Annotated in this window: 21 protein-coding genes; 1 reads left to right on the forward strand and 20 read right to left on the reverse strand. The window is 50.9% G+C overall.

From position 1 onward, the window contains the following. Positions 1-168: 168 nt before the first annotated feature. Complete coding sequence (locus tag QMD53_05930) at positions 169-309, forward strand: PhoU domain-containing protein (protein MDI6800183.1); 141 nt, start codon at positions 169-171, stop codon at positions 307-309. Positions 310-347: 38 nt separating this feature from the next. Here the strand turns inward: QMD53_05930 and QMD53_05935 are convergent, their stop codons facing one another. The 20 genes from QMD53_05935 to QMD53_06030 form a co-directional block, all read right to left on the reverse strand. After that, entirely contained in the window at positions 348-1,133 is a 786-nt protein-coding gene (locus tag QMD53_05935) for a TatD family hydrolase (protein ID MDI6800184.1), read from the reverse strand. Between the two features lie 10 nt (positions 1,134-1,143). Then, positions 1,144-2,685 (reverse strand): methionine--tRNA ligase, encoded by a 1,542-nt coding sequence (gene metG / locus QMD53_05940; protein ID MDI6800185.1) that lies wholly within the window; start codon positions 2,683-2,685, stop codon positions 1,144-1,146. Positions 2,686-2,784: 99 nt separating this feature from the next. Continuing rightward, entirely contained in the window at positions 2,785-3,642 is an 858-nt protein-coding gene (gene rsmI / locus QMD53_05945) for a 16S rRNA (cytidine(1402)-2'-O)-methyltransferase (GenBank protein ID MDI6800186.1), read from the reverse strand. Between the two features lie 30 nt (positions 3,643-3,672). Then, a complete protein-coding gene (locus QMD53_05950) occupies positions 3,673-4,116 on the reverse strand; it encodes a hypothetical protein (protein MDI6800187.1) in 444 nt (147 codons plus the stop codon). Between the two features lie 2 nt (positions 4,117-4,118). Beyond that, complete coding sequence (locus tag QMD53_05955) at positions 4,119-5,099, reverse strand: hypothetical protein (GenBank protein ID MDI6800188.1); 981 nt, start codon at positions 5,097-5,099, stop codon at positions 4,119-4,121. A gap of 98 nt (positions 5,100-5,197) precedes the next feature. Then, positions 5,198-5,368: a 4Fe-4S binding protein gene (locus QMD53_05960; protein ID MDI6800189.1), complete on the reverse strand. Its 171-nt coding sequence runs from the start codon at positions 5,366-5,368 to the stop codon at positions 5,198-5,200. 151 nt (positions 5,369-5,519) lie between these two features. Further along, positions 5,520-5,843 carry a hypothetical protein gene (locus QMD53_05965; protein ID MDI6800190.1) on the reverse strand — a complete coding sequence of 108 codons (324 nt, stop codon included), beginning with the start codon at positions 5,841-5,843 and terminating at the stop codon, positions 5,520-5,522. Further along, positions 5,836-6,399, reverse strand: a complete 564-nt coding sequence (locus tag QMD53_05970) for a hypothetical protein (protein MDI6800191.1) — start codon at positions 6,397-6,399, stop codon at positions 5,836-5,838. The genes QMD53_05965 and QMD53_05970 overlap by 8 nt, the downstream gene beginning before the upstream one ends. 59 nt (positions 6,400-6,458) lie before the next feature. Next, positions 6,459-6,869, reverse strand: a complete 411-nt coding sequence (locus QMD53_05975) for a protease inhibitor I42 family protein (protein MDI6800192.1) — start codon at positions 6,867-6,869, stop codon at positions 6,459-6,461. A 3-nt stretch (positions 6,870-6,872) separates the two neighbouring features. Continuing rightward, positions 6,873-7,175: a ferritin family protein gene (locus QMD53_05980; protein ID MDI6800193.1), complete on the reverse strand. Its 303-nt coding sequence runs from the start codon at positions 7,173-7,175 to the stop codon at positions 6,873-6,875. Positions 7,176-7,677: 502 nt separating this feature from the next. Continuing rightward, positions 7,678-7,908 (reverse strand): hypothetical protein, encoded by a 231-nt coding sequence (locus tag QMD53_05985; protein MDI6800194.1) that lies wholly within the window; start codon positions 7,906-7,908, stop codon positions 7,678-7,680. 60 nt (positions 7,909-7,968) lie between these two features. Continuing rightward, positions 7,969-8,973: a DUF362 domain-containing protein gene (locus QMD53_05990; protein MDI6800195.1), complete on the reverse strand. Its 1,005-nt coding sequence runs from the start codon at positions 8,971-8,973 to the stop codon at positions 7,969-7,971. A 49-nt stretch (positions 8,974-9,022) separates the two neighbouring features. Next, a complete protein-coding gene (locus tag QMD53_05995; protein MDI6800196.1) occupies positions 9,023-10,042 on the reverse strand; it encodes an ROK family protein in 1,020 nt (339 codons plus the stop codon). A gap of 39 nt (positions 10,043-10,081) precedes the next feature. Further along, entirely contained in the window at positions 10,082-10,852 is a 771-nt protein-coding gene (locus QMD53_06000; GenBank protein ID MDI6800197.1) for a GGDEF domain-containing protein, read from the reverse strand. A gap of 172 nt (positions 10,853-11,024) precedes the next feature. Further along, positions 11,025-11,681 carry a hydrogenase nickel incorporation protein HypB gene (gene hypB, locus QMD53_06005; GenBank protein MDI6800198.1) on the reverse strand — a complete coding sequence of 219 codons (657 nt, stop codon included), beginning with the start codon at positions 11,679-11,681 and terminating at the stop codon, positions 11,025-11,027. Next, complete coding sequence (hypA, locus tag QMD53_06010; protein ID MDI6800199.1) at positions 11,681-12,028, reverse strand: hydrogenase maturation nickel metallochaperone HypA; 348 nt, start codon at positions 12,026-12,028, stop codon at positions 11,681-11,683. The genes hypB and hypA overlap by 1 nt, the downstream gene beginning before the upstream one ends. Before the next feature lie 2 nt (positions 12,029-12,030). Next, complete coding sequence (locus QMD53_06015; protein MDI6800200.1) at positions 12,031-12,543, reverse strand: HyaD/HybD family hydrogenase maturation endopeptidase; 513 nt, start codon at positions 12,541-12,543, stop codon at positions 12,031-12,033. A 192-nt stretch (positions 12,544-12,735) separates the two neighbouring features. After that, entirely contained in the window at positions 12,736-13,059 is a 324-nt protein-coding gene (locus QMD53_06020; protein MDI6800201.1) for a type II toxin-antitoxin system PemK/MazF family toxin, read from the reverse strand. Next, entirely contained in the window at positions 13,046-13,264 is a 219-nt protein-coding gene (locus QMD53_06025; GenBank protein MDI6800202.1) for an addiction module antitoxin, read from the reverse strand. The genes QMD53_06020 and QMD53_06025 overlap by 14 nt, the downstream gene beginning before the upstream one ends. 160 nt (positions 13,265-13,424) lie before the next feature. Further along, positions 13,425-13,610, reverse strand: a 186-nt coding sequence (locus QMD53_06030; GenBank protein ID MDI6800203.1) for a hypothetical protein, incomplete at its 5' end; no start/stop codon positions are given.

Below are 13,610 nucleotides of genomic sequence, written 5' to 3' on the forward strand. Positions count from 1 at the left end.
TTGCCTTTATTGCACAACTATTGGTCAAACCAGTACCAGATGTATAGGAATTACCAAACTGAATAATATACCACGATTACTCTTTATCGGCAAACCTTTTTTAAATGTTTAAATATATTTTTGAAAAAAATGCTGGGCTTGCTTCAAAGGCCCATTTAAGATTGGGGTATGATAGACAAGGGCGAGCAGGAAGATATGGAGATATTCATCCGCATCATAATGGCCAGCCGCTTTTTGGAGCGGATCGCCGACCACGCCGTCGACATCAGCGAAGAAGTCCGTTACATGGTCAAGAAGGAATTCGCGTAAATTGACCCCTTGGCCCCAAACCTGCCAGCCTGTGCGGTTTATCGCTTTCCGCCCAATCCCCTTGCTTCAAGACCGAAGAAGCGAATGGCATTATCGCTGGTGATCTTGGCCACCTCTTCAGAGGATACCCCTTTAATATCGGCAATCTTTTGGGCGATAAGGGTCACAAAAGCCGGCCTGTTGGTCTTTCCCCGGTGAGGATGTGGGGCAAGATACGGCCCATCGGTCTCGAGCATCAGCCGGCCCAAAGGAACCTCTCTTACCACTTCGATGAGGCCCTTAGCATTGGCGAAAGTTACCGGCCCTCCGAGTGAAATCGAGCAGCCCATCGCAATCACCCTTTCCAGAAGGTCAACCCCGCCCGAAAAGCAATGAAAGACTGCTCTATCCAAAGGAAAGCCGGAAGCGATCAAAGTCTCGACGGTAGCGTCATGAGCCTCACGATCGTGAATGATGGCCGGAAGAGATAGCTCTTTGGCCAGCGCAAGCTGCCTCTCGAAGGCCCGAGATTGAAGATCCCTTGGTGAGCGGTTGCGATAGAAATCTAGTCCCATCTCGCCCAGGGCCACCAGCTTGGGATGGGCGGCCAATTCTCTAAATTTTACAAGCATCTCATCATTGAAATCTTTGGCGTCGTGGGGATGGAGGCCGGCAGTGGCGAAAACATCCTCATGCTTTTCGGCAAATGATAATGCCCTTTTGGAGGAGGCAAAGTCGATACCGACGGTTATCAGTTTTTCGACGCTGACCCCTTTGGCCTCTTCGATTAGAGACCCCGCGCTTTCTTTATATAGATCGAGATGGATGTGGGTATCGATTAACAATTTGGCCGCCTTATGCCTTGGCGGCAAGATCGATCCGGGGAAAGAGCGGCTCGCCCTTTTCGACCACGGTGTCCGGCTCAAGATGGCCGAAGGAGAGGCTTGGGACGGCTTGCTGGTCCGCTCCAAGTTGGCCCAAGATGCGGGCTGAAACTTCGGGCATGAAGGGAGCAACCAGGCTTGCGCTTATGCGGATGGCTTCCAGCGTGTTATACATGACCGAGGCCAGGCGCTCCTCATTCTTCTCTTTAAAGAGAGACCAGGGGGCCACCTCATCTATATATTTGTTGGCCCGCCGAATAATCAGCCAGATTTCGGCCAAAATCTCCTTGAATCTTAGATCAGCATAGAGTCCGGGTAGATTCCCTTTGACCTCTTCGATCAAGGATTTGAGCTCGTGGTCGGCCCCCTCGTCCGCTCCGCTTGGGGCGGGAATTATTCCATCGTAATACTTAAACATCATCGAGACGCTGCGGTGAAGGAGATTGCCGAAATCGTTGGCCAGATCGGAGTTGAAGGCCTCCTCCAGCCTCTTTATCGAAAAGTCGCCGTCGGTCCCAAAGGGAAACTCGGACAGGATGAAGTATCTGATGACATCGGCTCCGTACTCTTCGCAGAGGGCGACCGGGTTTATGACGTTGCCAAGCGATTTGCTCATCTTCTGCCCATCGACCGTAAAGTATCCGTGAATGAAGTATTCCCTGGGCGTCTCAAGCTCCAAAGCGAGTAAGATGGCGATCCAGATGGTCGCGTGAACGCGCAGGATATCCTTGGCCATCAGTTGGACGGACGGCGGCCAGAAGGTATTAAGATTTGCCTCATTATTTGGCCAGCCCAGGCCGGTCAAATAATTGAGAAAGGCGTCTATCCAGACGTAAGTTGTGTGGGATGGATCGAAAGGAAGATCGATCCCCCAGTGAACCTTTTCCTTGTCGCGAGAGATAGAGATATCGGAAAGCCCCTCTGTGGTGATGAAGGAGAGAACCTCGTTTCGCCTCTCCAGCGGCATTATCTTGAAAGTCTCGCTCTCGATGAGCTCCTTTATCCTCTCCTCAAAGGCAGAGAGGCGAAAGAGATAACACTCTTCCGATCTAACTTCGGGAGCCACTTTGTGGTCGGGGCACTTGCCATCGACAAGATCGCTCTTCATCTTGAACTGCTCACATCCGACGCAATAGAGGGCCTCATAGTTGCCTTTATATATGTGGCCCTTGTCGTATAGCTCTTGCAAAACCGCTTTGACGGCCGCCTCGTGAGCGGAGTCGGTCGTGCGGATGAAATTGTCATAGGAGATGTTCAAGCTCGCCCAGGCCTCTTTGAATTTTTCGGCAATTGAGCCCACAAACTCCTTGGGGGTCTTATTCGCCTCTTCGCTAGCCCGCTGAATCTTGATGCCATGCTCATCGGTTCCGGTCAAGAAGAAGACCTTATCGCCCTTGCTCCGGTGGTAGCGGGAGAGGACATCGGCCGCGATGGTGGTGTAGGCGTGGCCGATATGGGGCACATCGTTAACGTAATATATAGGAGTGGTTATATAGAAGGTCTCTTTATCCATATCGCCTTTTCATTTTAAGCATTTCTGGCCATCTACCTTGACGGATACCTTGGATAACAATATAGCGCAAGAATTTGCTTGTCAAGGATCAAGGGCTCTTTAGCTTGTAAAATCAGGGCCACTATTGGCCGAAACACCCTTGACCGCTTCGAAGACCTCTTTCTTTGGTATCCTGCGGCGAAGCGCAACCTCGGCTATGGCCTCCTTTTTGGTCACCCCCTGGCCCATCAAGGCAATCACCTCTTCTTTGAGTTCCTCAAAGCTGGCAGCTAAAGCAATTAACCTGGCTCCCTCGACCATGACTACCATCTCGCCCTTTAAGGCCTTTTTTTTGACTCTCTCTAAAACCTCGGTCGCCCTTCCCCTGATCACTTCCTCAAACTTCTTGGTGAGCTCCCTTACGATAACCAGCTTTCGGTCGCCCAGAATATCCAAAGCCTCGGTCAGAAAGGTCTCGATCCGGTGGGGGGATTCGAAAAAGATAAGGGTCCTTTCGCTTGCGGCCTCGCCCTTCAATAACTTGCGCCTCTCGGCCCGCCCTTTGGGCAAAAAACCTAAAAAGATGAAACTATCGGTCGCAAGACCGGATATGACTAGAGCCGAGATGAGCGAGGAGGGGCCGGGGATGACGCTTAACTCTATTCCTTCTTCGATAGCGGCCGCAATCAGGCGGTAGCCGGGGTCGGATAGGCCGGGGGTTCCGGCATCGGAGACCAGGGCGAGATCGGCGCCGCCCTTGAGCCAGTCGATCAGGAGAGCGGTCTTATTCCGCTCATTATGCTCATGATAGCTGGTTATCGGGGTCTTGATCGAATAGTGGGTAAGAAGCCTTCTGGTATGCCTGGTATCTTCGGCGGCGATAAGATCGACTCCGGCCAAAATCTCAATGGCGCGAAAGGTAATATCTTTAAGATTTCCAATCGGCGTTGCAACGATGAATAGTTTTCCGCATTTCATAAATAAATCATATAACTTAAAGAGGCAAAATTATACCCTTGGAGCCATCAGGAATTGGTAGATGAGCTGATTGGCCACCATGAAAGCATAAAAGAAGTTGACCAAAAAGATCATGAAGAAGCTGACCCAAAAAAACCTGAATTTAAATAGAATCAAGACGCCAAGGGTTGCGGCGGCAAATTTGATCACGGCAGCCCGGCTGAGTGAGTAGGCTCCGATGACGAAGACGATGGGGCCCTTGGTTATTACGCCCAGAGAGACGCCCCTTATGGTCAGGATAAAGTCTAAGACATTCAAAACCAGAAAGATGAGAAGCATGATGGAGAATACGGCCGTCCTCTTCTTTCTTAAGGTCGGGTTCATCTTAGCCGTATAGGGTTTATCGGTATCCCGCCTGGCCTTGACCCGCCTGTCTATGTAAATATCTGCGCTGTTTTTACGGCGGTCGCCGCCTCGCTTATCGCTCGTTTCCATGCTTATCTAGTCGGCAAATCCTTGGGCACACTTGAGAGGGGAATTTGCAAAGACTCCTCCTTCTTGACCACAGCTTCATAGAAGACGGTCCAGAAGTTAGACATAAATATGTTGCCGACGGTCGTCATGGCGAGCAGGAATAGACCGTAGGCAACATAGATGATAAGAGATTTACCCTTTGTCAGCATCAAAGCCTGCGAGCCAAAAGTGTTTGAAAAAAAGATGGGAAAGAAGATAACAAGGCCTACCGCCACGGTCAAGAGCCAGACGATGATGGAATCCCCTATATTGGAGCGAAATAGCCTAAAACCTCCTCTGATCGAGTCGAAGATGCCCTTTTTTTGGGCCACCCTGACCCGGTGGGCGAGCAGCTGAACCGTAGCCAGAACCGTAAATACCACGATGTATATCACGAAAATAAGAAGTAAGAAGATGAAGATGAGCAAAAGAGTGGCCCCTGGCTCAAAACGCGTTGACGCCGCAATGAAAAACGCTATCAGAAGAAAGATGGCTGCCGTAAAGACCGCTATCGTCGGAACCCAGAGGAGGAGATCCATAAGGAGAAGATAGAACCAGTTATACCAGCCGTACTTTAGACTCTCTTCAAGCTCGGCTTTTTGCTTGGTCTCGATATCGTGAGCCGTGCCGATTATGGCCCCATCGGCAAAGGACGCGATTATTGCGGTTATAATGACCACGAAAAAGAGGGTCAAAAACATGGTGATGACCAGCTCGGGCTTTGCGTTTGCCTCAATCCATCTAAATATCGGCGGAAGCCCCCCCCAGGCTTGGCAGAAGCCGCCATCATACCCAGGTTGCTCACATTCATGGCTGTGCCCAAAAGAGCAGCGGCAGTAGCGAAGGGCCAGAAGACCCAGTTGGAAAAGGTGAGGTTGAAGGCCTTCTTCAGTAACTCGGTGTGGTTCATAGCGCCTCCCCGGTTCGGCCGTATCCATTGGGCAAGACTTGATCATCTTTATCATAATAGCAGATATTTAAGAAAGCGTTGACCCAAAAATAATGATGGGGCCGCAAGCGGCCCCATCAAGTTCAAAGATGTTGAGCTTTAGCTCCAAGAGGATTATCCTTCGATGATGGCCTCGCTCGGGCAAACATCGATGCAGCTTCCACACTCGGTGCACTTGTCTTGATCTATCATGTAGATACTTTCGCCTTCCGAGATGGCTCCCGAAGGACACTCATCCGAACAGGCGCCGCAGCTCAAGCAGTCATCTGTGATTCTATAAGCCAAATTAAGCACCCCCTTAGGACAGATTGTAACGATGATATACAAGCTTAGGCGGTTTGTAAAGGAGAGGAAGGGTTGGGCTGATGAGATGCTTTGCTTTACAATCGGCCACTCTTAAAAATTTGCCGTGGGCCGCTTATCGGTTTCCCCGCACCTAGCCTTTCACCAATTTATGAAAGGTGAGCCCAACGAGCGCGCCCAGAACCAGAGTCATCAAAAAAATCGGTATCAAACCGGCCAGATCATTCCAGCCGATAATGAAGAGGCTTGGCAGCAGGCATAAGAAGGCGATGACTATGCCCTTAAGGGATGGCAAAAGGCGCAAATTAGAGGTGGCCAGCATAAAGCCGACCACAACCCAGAGGGTGAAGGCCGATAACTTGGCATCCCATGTCAATTTCTGCAACAGCATGGGAACAACATCCAGTAGGCCAGCCACCGCTCCTATCATCAAGCCCATAGCGATGCGCTTATTCATCAACACCCTCCTTACTAGTCTTTTTGTCAGATTGGCTAAACAGCTGCTCGGCTGGACAGCCGAGCTCTCGCTGTTTGCAGCGCTTGCAAGCGAGTGAGCCGCGGATAAAAGCATTTCCGCCAAGAGAGAGTAAGACCAAGGCTACAAGAAGTCCGGGAATCAGCCAGCTAAAATCGATTATCAAGTGGAGTATCCCTCCAGCCAGGGGAAGAATGAGAACCATCATGTCGGGCAGCATATCCCGCCAGGAGATATCCTTCTCGATGAAGCGTTTGGGATCGCCCTTTTTAAGGAAGATGGAGGCAAGCTTGCCCTTCCCGAAGGCGCAAGTCTTGCCGTAGTAATAGCAATTTACGCAGCTCATCTTGAGCAAGCGGAGCTCAAGTGACAGGCAGTAGGCCAAATAGAGCAAGGCGGAAGCCGTCCCAAGGCCCCAAAGGATAAACGAGCCGATCCCGTAGATGAGAAGCGAGACAGAGTTGGATAGAAGAACTATCCAGAGGGGGTAGTTCTCATCTGGCTTGGTCTCCACATTCATCTGGCTTGGTCTCCACATTCATCTGGCTTGGTCTCCACATTCATCTCCTTTGGGATGATTAAACCATCTCAATATGGCTACTTGACGCTGACACTGACCTCGAAGATTTCATCGGGAGGCACATCCGGCTCAAAAGAGCGATGGTAGATGAGCTTTAAGCTCGCCTCATCGAGATTCTCAGTCTCCCACGAAAAACCGGTGGAAGGGTTGCCCTCCAGCGTCACCTTAAGGATGTCGCCCTTGCTCAGCTCAACCTTGCTTCCCGCATCCTTTTCGTTTATTGAGACTTTTTTGGCAGAACTTGAGGCGCAGGAGACCAGAAACAAAACCGCTAAGACCATGACCGCAAGACTGACGACCCTTCTAAGCATGACAAAACTCCTCTCTTTGCTCTCGCCGATAAGCGTGGCTTTTGCCAATTCTTTCAATGCGTCCATTGGGCGAGCACTTGAGCAGAGAAGTTCCAAATCAATCTCTCTTTTAGCCACTTTTTATTTAAGTTTCTCTATCTCCTCCTCAACCTCTTCGGCCCCCTCTTTATAGAACTTGGCTTCATCTGGGGCGAGCTCGTGGAGAAGGCGCAGAAACTCGCCGGCGTGAACGCGCTCTTCATCGGCGATATCCTTTAAGACTTCGATGGCAAGCTCATTATCGGTTGACTCGGCAAGCTGCATGTAGAGCTGGATGGCTTCGTACTCGGCAGCCACCATGAAGCGGACCGCCCGAACGAGCTCCTCATTTGTGAGTTTCCGCTCGTTTGCCAATCCGGAGAAAGGCGTTCCAAACTCGGGCATGGTAAACCTCCTTTAGTTGTAGGTGCTACCTTAAAGATTTCATCATCAATCGACCGAACTCCCCGGCAATCTACTTTAGCACAATCAAGTTAGAAAGCACGGAAATTAAGGCCCGCCTACCAATGAATAGTTTATACACCGTCCATCCAATGTTCTTATCGTTAAAACCGTTGGAGGGTAATCAAAATCGTCCGTAATAAACCGCTTGGAAAGCAAGGTGCTCCCAGCCACAAGTTCGAATGGCGAAATTATGGATCCGGGTTCTAATGGGCTTACGTTAGGGCTTTTGTGACTTAGATTATAGACTCGTCCCCAAAAGTAGATGTGATCGTGCCAACCACGAAGCGTGTTTGCCGCAAGCCCTAATATCCAAGGGAGGAGAAGGATGAGCAGAACAAGCGGGATATGCCTTATGCTCAATCTCGAATCATAGCTTTTTGACCTTGAACCAGCAGCCATTTTTCTTCCTTCTAAACAATCTGTCAAGTTGGATTAAGCACATTTAGCTTGTTGATCTCTGACGAGCCCTATCCAGAATTTCGCGTTGCCGCTCTCTGATATCCTCTTGCTCTCGAAGTATTTGGTCCTGCGCATCAACCCTGTTTTCGCTTCGATCGCCCGCTACATAATTTCCTTGAGCCATATCATTTGCCTCTTGAGCGAGCTTTTCTGATGCTTCTTGCAATCTCATGTACTCGTCTCTCTCTTCCTTGGTAAGTCTTTGGTCGTTCACTTACGATCTCTCCTTTTTCGATGGTTATGATTTAAGAGTAGCTATAATCCAAAAATCTGCTCAGATCAGGCGGAAGGTGCGGCTGCCAAGACCGATCTTCTGGCCGTATTCGAGCTGAACTGACCCGTCGGTGTGGGGATGAAGCGAGGCGAAGAGGTCTCTTCCGGCCGATTCGTTGACGAGATCGGCCGAGGCTTGGTCGATGGCGACGATGTCTTTGGAGGCCAAAATACCGATATCTTGGGCGATCGGAGCATCGCTCCATGACCAGCAGTCGCAATCGGGGGTGACGTTCATGACGAAATTGAAAAAGCCGGATTTGGTCTCCTTGCCTTTGAGCGCCCCTTTAACATATTCGCATATCTTTTCAGCGATGACACCTGGAGAGGTCTGCCAGTTAACAGCGATGGCCGAAAATGGACATGTCACCGTACACTCGCCGCAGCCGATGCATATCCCTTCATTGATTAGGACCTTATTCTTCGAAGTCATGGAGATGGCGTTGACCGGGCACCACTTGGTGCACTTCTTGCAGCCGATGCACTTGCTCTCGTCCACGGCAGGCTTGGCATCGGAGTGCATCTCTTGCTTGGCACTGCGTGAGCCCAGGCCCATGCCCACGTTCTTGATCGCCCCGCCAAAGCCGGTCATCTCGTGACCCTTGAAGTGACTGACCGCGATCAGAGCGTCGGCCAGATGGGCGGCGCTCGCTATCTTGACCTTATCAAAGTGCTTGCCGCCGACTTCCACTGGAAAGTAATCCTTGCCGTTTAAGCCATCGGCGATAATCAAGGGAGCGCCGGCCACGCTGAAAGCAAAACCGTTTTCTATCGCTGTAACCAGGTGATCGGGTGCGTTAGAGCGACTGCCCTTGTAGAGGGTTCCGGCATCGGTCAGAAACGGTTTGCCGCCCGCGGCTTTGACCTTATCAACTATGCGGCGAAGATAGATGGCTGGGACAAAAGCGGTGTTGCCCCTCTCGCCGAAGTGGACTTTGATGGCGACCAGATCCCCCTCTTCGATAAGGTCGGCAAAGCCGGCCCGGTCGAAGAGATCTTCGGTCATGTCGAGGAAACTCCTCTTCTGTTTGTCCCTAATATCTGCGAAATGGACGTCAGCCAAGAGATTCTTTCAACTCCTTTTCGATGAGGGCGCCGGCTCCCATGAAGCCGGCCCGGTTGCCGAGGTGCGCCTTGAGTATCTTGACCATTTCGGAGCTGGGTTTGATCGCCCGCTCCTTGACTACGCCTTCGGCCACCCTAAGAATCAGCTCGCCGGTATCGGCCACTCCGCCGCCGACCACGATGACCTCGGGGTTGAAGATGTTGGTAAGATTGGTGAGGGCTGTCCCGACGATCTCGCCTATCTCGGTCAGGATTTGAATGGCCAGAGCATCACCTGCGGCTGCAGCCAGGGCCAAGTGTTCGGCGTTGACCTTTTCCAGCTCGCCCGAGGCAAATTTTAAAATAGGCGAGTTCGGTTTATCAGTAAGAGCCGCCCGCGCTCTTTTTGAGATGGCCGGCCCGGCCGCCAAGGCCTCGAAACAACCGTAATTTCCGCAAGCGCACATGGGGCCGTTTCGGTCAATTATCATGTGTCCGACCTCGGCCGCGCAGCCAAGTGACCCCCGGTACATCTCACCATTCAATATCAAGCCGCCGCCGACGCCGGTACCCAAGGTGACGCAGATTATCTCGCTGGACCCCCGGCCGGCTCCAAAGACCTTCTCGCCCCAGGCGGCCGCGTTGGCGTCGTTATCTATCAAGATGGGAAGACCGTGCGTCTCGGCTATCGCCTCTTTTAAGGGGAAGTTTCTGAAGGGGAGATTGGGTGAGAAGACGATGATGCCGCCATCAAAATCAATGGTTCCGGCGACCCCAATCCCGATGCCCTTGACTTGTTCGATCGCGATCTCACCGACCTGGTTTATCTTTGCTATCAGCTTTTTGATGAAGTCAGATATAGATTTAGCGGCCGCAGCGGGGCCCAGGTCGTTGAATTTGGGAGTAGGCTCGACGAGTTCGCAGAGGACGCCACGCCGACCACCCGGAAAGGTTCTTACCGTATCGATGAGGCCGATGGCCGTCTTGGTGCCGCCGATATCAACCCCGATTACATAGTTGCCGTCCGCCATGATCACCGCCAAGTCCGTTTATCACTTTAGCGAGCCCGATCAATCCTTATAGACGACGACCCGGTTTTTGCCCGCCTCTATGGCCGATTTTAAAGCGCCCTCGACCCGCTCTATCAATATCTTCTCGTCATCAGCATTGGCCGGGTAGGTGGCAAGACCTAAACTCACCGTAATCTTTGCCCCGTCGAAATCGGCCGCCTCAATCGAGTCTCTTATCCGCTCGGCGATCTCGGCCGCCTCGCTGCTGGTGTTGGGCAGAATGACGGCGAATTTGTCCGCCCCATATCTTGAGACGACATCGACCGCCCTCACCTGTTCGTTAATAATATCGGCAACTTGCTTGAGATGACCGTCCATTTCGCCCGGGGGGTTATCGATCTTTGCCATTATCACCGATATTTTGCTGCCGAAGCGGTCGGATCGCTCTTTCTCCTCTTTCAGACGATCCTTGAAATATACATAGTTGTATAGACCGGTCACCGGATCGACCAGGGAGATATCGCCAAACTCCTTGGATAACATATCTATCTTGGTCTTAAGGATCATGACCATGGCGCCAGTAAAGGCGAGGGGAAAGACGAAGACCAGAACCTGGGGAAGAGAAAGGCCAGCATATACTATCCCGATGAAGATGGAGGCCAATACTACCATTAAGAGGGCTGCGCCTCCAGCCAGAGCGGCCGGAACCAAGGCGAAATAGATCAAGTTAAGAGCGAGAAAATCTTTCTGAGTAATGACCATAAAAGCGGCAGCCACAATTACAGCGATAGAAATTATAAAATTGAAGGTCTTAGAACCCGGTTTCAGCAATTAAATCATCTCCTTTGTGCCAGCTAAAAAGCAGTAACTCTAGAAAACGAGTTATAATAAATATAATCATAGCCCGCCGCCGATAACAAGGTCTTAATCTAAGCATTTTTATGCTCTTCGCAAGGTGACCCATGGTGCTTAAATATGTTTATCGGCCGAGTCAACTTATAGATTAGGTCTTGGCATCCTCGGCGGCCGCCTTAAGCCAGTCGGCCCAATCCTCAAAACCATCCCCCGTCTTGCAGGAGATCTCAAAGAGGGAGGCGGCCGGATTCAGCTTGGCAATGGTCGACTTGAAGGCGGAGAGATTGAAGTCGGAGAGGGGCATAAGATCCATCTTATTGATTACCAGGGCGTTCGCCTCACTGAATATCCTGGGATACTTGAGCGGCTTGTCGTCGCCCTCGGCGATAGAGGAGATGACAACCTTGATATCTTCCCCCAGATCGAATTCGGCCGGGCAGACCAGATTGCCGACATTTTCGATGATGAGGATGTCGATCTCATCCAAGTTGAGGTGAGAGAGGGCTCCCCCGATCATTTTTGAGTCGAGATGACAGGCCCCGCCGGTATTTATCTGAACGGCGGGCGCTCCCGCCTCCTTTACCTTTTCGGCATCGACCGAGGAGGCGATATCTCCCTCGATGACAGCAACCTGAAGCTCGCCCCTTAAGGCATCTATCGTTTTCAAAATGAAGCTGGTCTTGCCAGCCCCAGGCGAGGCCATCAGATTGACGGCAAAGACACCCTTCTCTTTGAAGGCGGCCCGAAGCTCTCCTGCCAAGCGCTCATTGGCCTCTAAGACGCTGTGACCAAGATTTATCTCCACTACTCACTCGCCCCTTCGATCTCTATCGAGACTATTGCAAGCTCCTTGCCCTGAGTGGTCTTCATGTGCCCGCCGCAAACGCAGACAAAATCGAGATTTTCGATCTTCCTCCGCTTCTTGCAGATCTCGCATTCGGCTTCAAGCGGGATTAATCTGGGCTCAAGGCGGGCCCCTTCGGCCGCCGTCCCCTTGGCCATCAGTTCAAAATAGAATTCTATTGAGTCGGCCACGATGTTAGTCAGCTCGCCTATCTCCAAAACGACTCGGCTCACCTTCTTGCCGCCGCGCTTTGCCGACTCCTCCAAGACGACGCTCAAGATGCTTTCGGTGATCCCCATCTCGTGCATCTCTATGCCTCCGGGCCGGCCTGCTTAGCCAAGGATGCCTCGACCTCGACCATCACCAGCTCGATCACCCTGGGGATTTTGGCCTTGACCTCCTCGGAGAGGTCAAGGCTGATATCCATCACCTTGGGCTGGACGGCGATAAAGACCGACTCTGGCGCATAACCAAGCTGGGCTGCCATCTTGATTACCTCTAAGACCTCGACCTCGTGCAGAGAGAGCTTATCGCGCCTTTTGAGCTTGATGTCGCTCGGGGTAAACTTAAAGATCTCGCCCGGCTCGGCCCCGGCCAGAATGGAATCTACAACTATCAGCTTTTCGGCATCTTGAATGGGGTGAAGAAGGTCGAACCCGGCCGTGCCCCCATCCAGGAGGTGGGCGCCCTCGGGCAGGCTCATCTTCTCCATCTCTTGGACGACCCTAACGCCAAAACCGTCATCTGCCATCAGGATATTGCCGACGCCAAGGACGAGAACTTTATATCTTTTGCCACTCTCTTCGGTGGGACTTCCTTCCATGAATCAAGATTTTACCACAGACAAGTTTAGAGGGCTTAGAAAGTGAGGTTAAATTGGGTTATCGGGGAGGGATTTGATGATATTTCATTGGGTTCTTTTGAAAAGAATTCGGTTTGAGATTTTCAACCGCCCAACGCTTGAGCTCAGCGGCGGCGTTTACGCCGTCCGCTGGATTTTTTTGTTAGCCCTCTTTCAATAAATATCTAATTGTATTTTAATTGCCTCACCAATCCTGAGCATATCTTCTTCTGAAAGTACACCGGCACGTTTAAAAAGTCTCAACTTGCTTACAGTAGCCAGTTGATCGGCCATGGCCTTGCTTTCTTTACCGTCAAAAATGACAAGTGCTTCGCTAGGATACAGGCGATCTGTCTTGCTGGTTAGAGGAACAACTTGAACTCGATTGAGGAACTTATTTGATGCGTCATTGCTAATGATCACGGCAGGACGTTTTTTTCTGATCTCTCCGCCGACTGAGGGATCAAAATTAACCCACCAGACCTCACCTCTTTTCATGCGCTATGTCCTTAAAAGTTGTTTCTGCCCAATTCAAGGCTTCTGCTTCTCTCTTTTTGTCTTTTGACATTTGGGAGTATGCCAATTCCAGATTTGGGCGAACTACATGCGGGCGAACCAATTCCTCAACAAATTTGCTGATCTTGCGAGGGCCGATGGCCTTATGAAGACCTTCATAAACTTCCTTATCTATGGTTATGGTCAACTTTTTTTGCATTGAAATCCTCCTCTCTATATACGTGTAGTATACGTATTGATTATGGATATGTCAATGGCCGGGAAAATAACAGGATAATCTATTTTATGGCTTTGAAATGTCTGGTTATCAACTCCCAGTTATCACGATATTTCATAAGTTCCTTGGGTCAGATAGCACAATGGGTAGATTTAGGGTTTCTGGGCCTGATGCCGCCTTTGTAGTTTTTAAGGAAATATTCCTGTAAATCCTTCACGGTTAGTATAAAAAATTCATCATACCCATCCGGCTTGAGAAAGACGAAAACACATATAAGGTTTGGATTGGATAGTTTCTTCTTCCCCTGGACGACTTG

The sequence above is a fragment of the Actinomycetota bacterium genome (assembly GCA_030017835.1).
Lineage (GTDB): Bacteria > Actinomycetota > Aquicultoria > UBA3085 > Oleimmundimicrobiaceae > Yes70-04.

What these genes read in the sequence shown, in the direction of transcription:
- QMD53_05930 (MDI6800183.1), top strand. Translation starts at nt 169, where the DNA reads ATGATAGACAAGGGCGAGCAGGAAGATATGGAGATATTCATCCGCATC.
- metG (MDI6800185.1), bottom strand. Translation starts at nt 2,685, where the DNA reads ATGGATAAAGAGACCTTCTATATAACCACTCCTATATATTACGTTAAC.
- rsmI (MDI6800186.1), bottom strand. Translation starts at nt 3,642, where the DNA reads ATGAAATGCGGAAAACTATTCATCGTTGCAACGCCGATTGGAAATCTT.
- QMD53_05950 (MDI6800187.1), bottom strand. Translation starts at nt 4,116, where the DNA reads ATGGAAACGAGCGATAAGCGAGGCGGCGACCGCCGTAAAAACAGCGCA.
- QMD53_05955 (MDI6800188.1), bottom strand. Translation starts at nt 5,099, where the DNA reads ATGATAAAGATGATCAAGTCTTGCCCAATGGATACGGCCGAACCGGGG.
- QMD53_05965 (MDI6800190.1), bottom strand. Translation starts at nt 5,843, where the DNA reads ATGAATAAGCGCATCGCTATGGGCTTGATGATAGGAGCGGTGGCTGGC.
- QMD53_05970 (MDI6800191.1), bottom strand. Translation starts at nt 6,399, where the DNA reads ATGTGGAGACCAAGCCAGATGAATGTGGAGACCAAGCCAGATGAGAAC.
- QMD53_05980 (MDI6800193.1), bottom strand. Translation starts at nt 7,175, where the DNA reads ATGCCCGAGTTTGGAACGCCTTTCTCCGGATTGGCAAACGAGCGGAAA.
- QMD53_05990 (MDI6800195.1), bottom strand. Translation starts at nt 8,973, where the DNA reads ATGACCGAAGATCTCTTCGACCGGGCCGGCTTTGCCGACCTTATCGAA.
- QMD53_05995 (MDI6800196.1), bottom strand. Translation starts at nt 10,042, where the DNA reads ATGGCGGACGGCAACTATGTAATCGGGGTTGATATCGGCGGCACCAAG.
- hypA (MDI6800199.1), bottom strand. Translation starts at nt 12,028, where the DNA reads ATGCACGAGATGGGGATCACCGAAAGCATCTTGAGCGTCGTCTTGGAG.
- QMD53_06015 (MDI6800200.1), bottom strand. Translation starts at nt 12,543, where the DNA reads ATGGAAGGAAGTCCCACCGAAGAGAGTGGCAAAAGATATAAAGTTCTC.
- QMD53_06020 (MDI6800201.1), bottom strand. Translation starts at nt 13,059, where the DNA reads ATGAAAAGAGGTGAGGTCTGGTGGGTTAATTTTGATCCCTCAGTCGGC.